The 6,340-nt window shown below is 63.5% G+C and carries 6 protein-coding genes; 2 read left to right on the top strand and 4 right to left on the bottom strand.

What is annotated here, in order from left to right:
* The 4 genes from DAD99_RS08215 to DAD99_RS08200 all read right to left on the bottom strand — a co-directional run.
* Positions 1–444 (bottom strand): glycoside hydrolase family 36 N-terminal domain-containing protein (locus tag DAD99_RS08215; protein WP_305072190.1); only part of this gene is annotated, 444 nt, incomplete at its 3' end.
* A gap of 96 nt (positions 445–540) precedes the next feature.
* Complete coding sequence (locus DAD99_RS08210) at positions 541–1,881, bottom strand: sugar ABC transporter substrate-binding protein (protein WP_193341123.1); 1,341 nt, start codon at positions 1,879–1,881, stop codon at positions 541–543.
* Positions 1,882–1,954: 73 nt separating this feature from the next.
* Positions 1,955–2,857, bottom strand: coding sequence for a carbohydrate ABC transporter permease (locus tag DAD99_RS08205; protein WP_185261561.1), 903 nt, complete (start codon positions 2,855–2,857; stop codon positions 1,955–1,957).
* A gap of 12 nt (positions 2,858–2,869) precedes the next feature.
* Positions 2,870–3,814 carry a carbohydrate ABC transporter permease gene (locus DAD99_RS08200; protein WP_185263381.1) on the bottom strand — a complete coding sequence of 315 codons (945 nt, stop codon included), beginning with the start codon at positions 3,812–3,814 and terminating at the stop codon, positions 2,870–2,872.
* A gap of 156 nt (positions 3,815–3,970) precedes the next feature.
* Here DAD99_RS08200 and DAD99_RS08195 point away from each other — a divergent pair, with 156 nt between their 5' ends.
* The gene (locus tag DAD99_RS08195) at positions 3,971–5,203 is read left to right on the top strand and encodes a Gfo/Idh/MocA family protein (RefSeq protein WP_193341122.1); all 1,233 of its coding nucleotides are present in this window, start codon (positions 3,971–3,973) and stop codon (positions 5,201–5,203) included.
* A gap of 21 nt (positions 5,204–5,224) precedes the next feature.
* The gene (locus DAD99_RS08190; protein WP_193341121.1) at positions 5,225–6,331 is read left to right on the top strand and encodes a LacI family DNA-binding transcriptional regulator; all 1,107 of its coding nucleotides are present in this window, start codon (positions 5,225–5,227) and stop codon (positions 6,329–6,331) included.
* The last annotated feature ends 9 nt before the right edge of the window (positions 6,332–6,340 follow it).

Below are 6,340 nucleotides of genomic sequence, written 5' to 3'. Positions count from 1 at the left end.
GGTGGCCAGTTCGTCGAGCTGGTAGGGCGTGGCGCCGTCGTTGGTGAGGGTGTGGCGCAGCTCCAGCAGGCCTCCCTCGTGCAGTGTCAGTGCGGACGAGACGGTGAGGCCGGCGTCGGGATCGGTCTGGACGATGGTGGCGGAAGTCCCCTCGGCGCCGGCGCTCACGACGCGGAGGCGGGCTGAGAAGTCGAGGCCGGAGACGCCGTCGGCGAGGCGGTGGCCGCGGAGTGCGGGACGGCCGCGCCAGCTGGACGATGCCTGCGGCAGGAGGCCGGCAGGCACGTTGGCGTCGATGGCGGAGTGCGGGATCGGTTCGCCGAGGATGGCGAGGTCCGGCAGCGTACTGCCAAGATCCGCGCCCCAGTGGATGACCTCGGCCTCCCCGCTGTCGAAGCTGATCACCAGGCTGGTGCCGGCGGAACGGAGATGCAGGGGGTCCATAAATACAGTCCTTCTAAAGGGTGGGAGTAATAAAAACTAGGCTGTGCGCCGCGGGCAAGACGATGCCCGCGGCGCACAGCCGGTCACGCGGGTGGCCTACTTGAAGAGGGCGTTGACCTTTTCGTTGGCCTGGGTGAGGGAACTGGCCGGGGCCTTGCCGGACACCACTGCGTCCATGGCGGGGTTCATGATGCCGTCAACTTTGGCAGCATTGTCCGCGATCGGGAACAGGAACGTCGTGCCGTCCTTGACATGCGTTGTGAAGGCGCTGACGTCGATGCCCTTTTCCTTGAAGGCCGCGGCGGCCTTTTCGGACGAGGAAGTGATGGCGGGGAAGACGACGGCCTTGGAGGCCACGACGTCCTGGCAGTCAGTCGAGGCGAGGTACTCGACCCATTTGACGGATGCGGCCGGGTTCTTGGTGCCGGCGTAGATGGAGTCGGCCAGGCCGTTGAACATGGACGCGCGTTTGCCGTCCGGTCCCGTCGGGGTGGGGGCGATGCCTGTGTCCACTCCCTTGTAGCTGGTGTACTGGCCGGTCGTCCAGTCGCCCGACGTGTTGATGGCGGCCTTTCCTGCGCCAAAGTTGTCCTGCATGCTGGCGCCTACCGTTGTTTCAAGTTTGGGCATGTAGCCCTTGTCCGCCAGCCCGGCCCACCAGGCGATGGTTTCCTGGAACTTGGGGTCGTCGTAGTTGAACTTTGTGCCCCAGGGGTTTTTGTCCGTGTGGGTCCAGCCGGTGGTGGCCGTTAGGAAGCTCCACTGTGTCTGGCCCTGGCCCGAGCCCGAGGACTCCAAACCCAGGCCGTAGACGGCCACTTGGTTTTTGTCGAAGCCGGCTTCGTCTCCGCGTTTACCGTTCTTGTCAACGGTCAGGTGGGCGATGGCCTTTTCGTAGCTGCCACCATCCGTGGGGTTCCAGTTCAGGGTGGCCATCTGTTCGGCCGTGATGCCGGCGGCGTCGGTCATGGCCTTGTTGTAGAACAGGCCCACGGTGTCCCAGTCCTTGGGCAGGCCGTAGCGCTTACCGTCCTGGCCCACCCACAGATCGGCGAGGCCCTTGTTATAGATGTCCACGTCGATCTTGTCGTTCTTGACGGCGTCGTCGAGGGCGAGGAGCTGCTTCTTGTCGGCGTGCTCGGGGTACTTGGAGAGGTGGTTCGTGAAGACATCAGGGGCGTTTCCGGCGACGAATCCGTTGGTCAGGGTGGTCCAGTAGTCACCCCAGCCGCGCTGGGTGATCTTGACCTTGATGTCCGGGTTGGCCTTGGTGAAGTCTTCCGCGCACTGCTCGTAGGCGGGCAGCTGATTGGAATCCCACAGCCAATAGTCGATTTCGCCTTTGGCGTCACCGGCGGTGGTGGATCCGCCGCCGCAGGCGGAGAGGGAGATGGCGATGGCTGCGGCGGCAGCGACTGCGCCGAGGGATTTTTTCATGTTGGACCTTTCGAACAGGGCATGAGGTTGCCCGGAGGGGAGCTGGTAAGGGTGAGTGGTTGGGGTTGGCGGTTTATTTGATGCCGGAGAATCCGATGGAGTTGACCACCTTCTTGCCGAACGCGATGAACAGGATGAGGATGGGCACTGCCGCAACGATGGTGGCGGCCATGAGTCCGGACCAGTCCGGGGCGCCCTGGGGGGACTGGGACTTGAAGACGCTAAGGCCCACGGTGAGGACGCGGATGCTCTCGTCGTTGCCGACCAACAGGGGCCAGAAGTATTCGTTCCACTGGCCGATGAACGTCAGCAGCGCGAGCGTTGCCATGGGCGCGGCGGCGTTGGGCAAGACGATCTGGAAGAAGATACGCAGGCTCTTGGCCCCGTCGAGCATGGCTGCCTCTTCCACTTCGCGGGACATGCTCAGGAAGAACTGCCGCAGGAAGAAGATGGCGAACGCGGACATGAACAGGAAGGGCAGTGTCAAGCCGGCGAACGTGTTCAGCAGACCCAGGTTCTTGATCATGAGGAAGTTGGGCAGCGCGGTGAAGATCCCCGGAATCATCATGGTGGCCAGGAACACGGAGAAGACCACGTCACGCCCGGGCCAGCGGAGCCGGGCGAAGGCGTAGGCGGCAAGTGCGCTGAAAAAGACCTGGCCTGCGGTAGTCACGGTGGAAAAAAGTATCGAGTTGCGCAGGTACAGCCAGAAGTCGATCGCTGCCCCGGAACCTCCTTCGGCGATGGCCTCTTCTGTGGTCTGCATTCCAAAGACACGCTTGAAGGCGCCCCAGGAGAAGTCGGCCGGCAGGAGATTAGCCGAGTTGGAGGCCAGCGAGTGGTTGCTGGAGAGGGCCGTTCGGAGCATCCAGAGGAACGGGAAAATGGTGAGGGCCAGTGCGAGGGCGATGACGGCCCACGCACCGATGCGGTGCCAGTCGAGGGCTTTTCGTGTGGTGAGTGTTTGAGTGGTCATGGCTGGGGTTCCTTAGTCCAGATCCGATTCGTTGCCTTTGAGGAACTTCATCTGGAGGAAGGCCACGAGTGCAAGGATCACGAAGAGAATGACGGACAGGGCGGAGGCGTAGCCGAAGTCCGATTCGCCGAAGGCTTTTTGGTAGATGTACATCTGGATGACGCGGGTGGCGTTGACCGGACCGCCGCCGGTGGTGACTGCGACGGTGTCGAAGACCTGGAACGATCCGATGACGGTGACCACCAGGACCAGTGCCAGGACCGGACGAAGGAGCGGCATCGTGATGGACCAGAACGTCCTGGTTGGGGAAGCCCCGTCGAGTGAGGCGACCTCGTAGACGTGGTGGGGGATGGACTGGAGGCCGGCGAAGATCAGCAGCGCGGTGTAGCCCATATGGCGCCAGACGTTGACGAATGCGATGGTGGGAATGGCCCACTGCTCGCTTCCGAAGAACGCGATCCGAGGACCGCCTAGCCAGCTGATGATTTCGTTGACGATGCCCAGCTGGTAGTCGAGCATCCAGAACCACAGGAGAGCGACAATCACGTTGGCCACCAGGAACGGCAGCAGCAGCGCTCCCCGGATGAACGTGGATTTAGCCACGCGGTGCATCAGCACCGCCAGGCCGAGGGCGATGACTGTCTGGAAGACGATGTTGATTGCGACGTACTGGATGGTCACAGCCATCGCATTCCAGAAGAGCTCATCCTTGAAGATCGCCGTGTAGTTGTCGACGCCGACCCATTTGGGCTCTCCGAGGATGCTGTACTCGGTGAAACTCAGGTAGACGCCGCGGACGGTGGGAACCAAGCTAAAGGCCACGAGGCCGATCATCGCCGGCAGGATGAACAGAAACGCGATCCTGACGTCACGCAGTTTGGCCCTGCGACGGCCCCGGCTTGAACCCTGGGGCGCCTTGTGAGTGGCGCCGGGTGGGTGCTTGGTAATTGTGGTCATCTTTGATCCCTCTCCTGTGAGGTAGGTAACAATTGACCGCTACTCTACGCGCGTTGCAACGGAAAATGCAATACCCATTCGCTGGAATACGCAGGTTTACTGCTGGGCCAAAGAAAGACCTTGACGCGCGTAGATTCCATGCGCATACTTTCTTCCATGACTTCTTCAATTGGAATCGTTGGTGCAGGACAGTTCGCAGGCGTGTTCGCCAAGCTCTTCGCTGCCCACCCGGGAATCTCAGACATCTATTTCACCGACCTCATCACTGATCGTGCAGAGACCCAAAGCAGCAGCGCCGGCGCGGCAGGGACGTTCGAGAGTTTCGAGGCAATGCTTGAAAGCGACGTCGACGCCGTTGCGATCTTCACCCAGCGCTGGACCCACGGACCCCTGGTGGTGCAGGCGCTGCGCGCCGGCAAGCACGTCTACTCCGCCGTGCCCATGGCGATCTCCGAAGAGGAGATCGCAGAAATTATCGAAGCAGTCCGGGAGACCGGGCTGACGTACATGATGGGCGAGACCAGCTACTACAACCCCGCCACAGTATTCGCCCGCAAGAAGAATGCCGAGGGTGCCTTTGGCCGAATCTTCTACGCGGAGGGCGACTACGTCCACGACATGGACCTCGGCTTCTACGACGCCTACCAGTACAGCGGCGGAGATAACTGGAAGCGCACCGCCAGCTACCCGCCCATGCTCTACCCGACCCACTCCGTGGGCGGGGTGCTCGGAGCAACCGGCTCCCACGCCGTCAGCGTCAGCTGCATCGGCTACCGGGATGAGCGCGGCGATGGCGTCTTCGACCGCGAGGTAAGCATGTTCGACAACGACTTCTCCAACGCCAGCGCCCTGTTCGAACTCGCCGGCGGCGGGTCCATGCGCATCAACGAGTTCCGCAGGGTGGGCTACCCCTCCCACCTGCGCGAGAGCCGCTTCCGCTACTTCGGCACCGAGGCAAGCATGGAACAGCTCGCCCTGGTCAGCGTCTGGCAGGACAAACACGCCGTGACCGACATCAGTGACCAGCTCGAGACCCAGGCCACCATGGACGTGGATGACCCCATGCTGGCCGACGTCGCCCCCGCACTGCGTGATGCCTTTATCTCCGGCATGGCATCCGTGCACGACGCCGGACGCCTGCCGGCAGAGTTCCGCGGCCTGCCCAACGGCCACGAGGGCAGCCACCACTTCCTCGTGGACGACTTCGTCACCGCCATGAACACCGGCACCCTGCCTCCGGTCAACGCCTGGGAAGCCGCCCGCTATACCCTTCCCGGCATCGTTGCCCACCACTCCGCCCTGCGCGGCGGCGAACGCCTGCCGGTGTCCGACTTCGGCGACGCCCCGGCAGGGCTGCCCCGCCCGGTACTTCGCGAGTCCGCCAACTGAAACGCCGCTAGCATGGTTGTCATGCCGCACCCGACCTCACAAGCCAAGCCGATCACACGCGACGATGTCGCCAGGCTGGCAGGGGTCAGCCCCGCCGTCGTCAGTTACGTGGTCAACGGCGGGCCCAGGGCCGTTTCTCCTGCGAACGAGGCCAAGGTGCGGCAGGCAATCAGGGCGCTGGGTTACCGGCCCAACGCGGCAGCCCGGGCACTTGCCTTGGGCTCCAGTGAGATGCTCGCCATGATCGTCCCCGATGCCATAAATCCGTTCTACGCCTCGCTCGCCCGCGCCGTCGAAAACGCCGCGGCCGAGCGGGGCTACACCCTCCTGCTGGCGGATTCCCAGGACTCGCTGCGCACAGAGCGCCGCCTGATCAAGAACTTCGCCGCACGGAGGGTGGACGGCCTGTTCCTCTCCAGTGTGCTGTTCGAACCTGATCTGATGGACCTTGAACAGTCAGACATTCCCGTTGTGCTCCTGAACCACCCCGCCGACCTCGCCACGGCAGGCAGTCCCGCTGTGAAGAAAGACGGTGCGGGGGGCCGCGGTCCTAATGCCGTTGGAGTGGCCTTCCGGGAGGGGGCACGTATGGCGGTCGAGCACCTCATCAGCCACGGCCACGAACGGATCGGGCTGGTCATAGGCGGCAATGCCGACAGTGAGCTTGACGCACGCGAGGTCGGATGGCAGCAGGGCATCCAGGCTGCCGGCCTCACGGAGGGCCCGATCATTCGGGTGCCGTTTACCCGCGAGGGCGGGTACCGTGCCGGACAGGAGCTGCTGGCCCGCAGCGAGCGGCCCACCGCCGTATTCGTAAGCTCCGACCAGCAGGCTGCGGGCCTGCTCTGCGCCCTCCACGAGGGCGGCCTCCGGCTACCGGAGGACCTCGCCGTGTTCTCCTTCGACGGCGCACCCGAATCGGAATACACCTGGCCCCGGCTCAGCACAGTCGCCCAGCCCTTGAAGGACTTGGCACAGGGCGCCCTGAACGCCCTCCTAGCCTCGGGGCCCGGACAAGAACCCCACACCAAAATCTTCCCCGCCGAACTGGTATTCCGCGCATCCTGCGGGTGCCACTTACCCGCGGCGTACCCCACCGATTCCCCATTAAGGCACCCAACGTCATGACTGCCATTC

This window comes from Pseudarthrobacter sp. AB1, from assembly GCF_014926485.1.
Classification (GTDB): domain Bacteria; phylum Actinomycetota; class Actinomycetes; order Actinomycetales; family Micrococcaceae; genus Arthrobacter.
Note: the sequence above shows the minus strand (reverse complement) of the source record. Positions and strands in the feature narration are given on the sequence as shown.

Excerpts from the sequence above, each read along its gene's own strand:
- DAD99_RS08210 (WP_193341123.1), bottom strand. The coding sequence starts at position 1,881 with ATGAAAAAATCCCTCGGCGCAGTCGCTGCCGCCGCAGCCATCGCCATC.
- DAD99_RS08205 (WP_185261561.1), bottom strand. The coding sequence starts at position 2,857 with ATGACCACTCAAACACTCACCACACGAAAAGCCCTCGACTGGCACCGC.
- DAD99_RS08200 (WP_185263381.1), bottom strand. The coding sequence starts at position 3,814 with ATGACCACAATTACCAAGCACCCACCCGGCGCCACTCACAAGGCGCCC.
- DAD99_RS08195 (WP_193341122.1), top strand. The coding sequence starts at position 3,971 with ATGACTTCTTCAATTGGAATCGTTGGTGCAGGACAGTTCGCAGGCGTG.
- DAD99_RS08190 (WP_193341121.1), top strand. The coding sequence starts at position 5,225 with ATGCCGCACCCGACCTCACAAGCCAAGCCGATCACACGCGACGATGTC.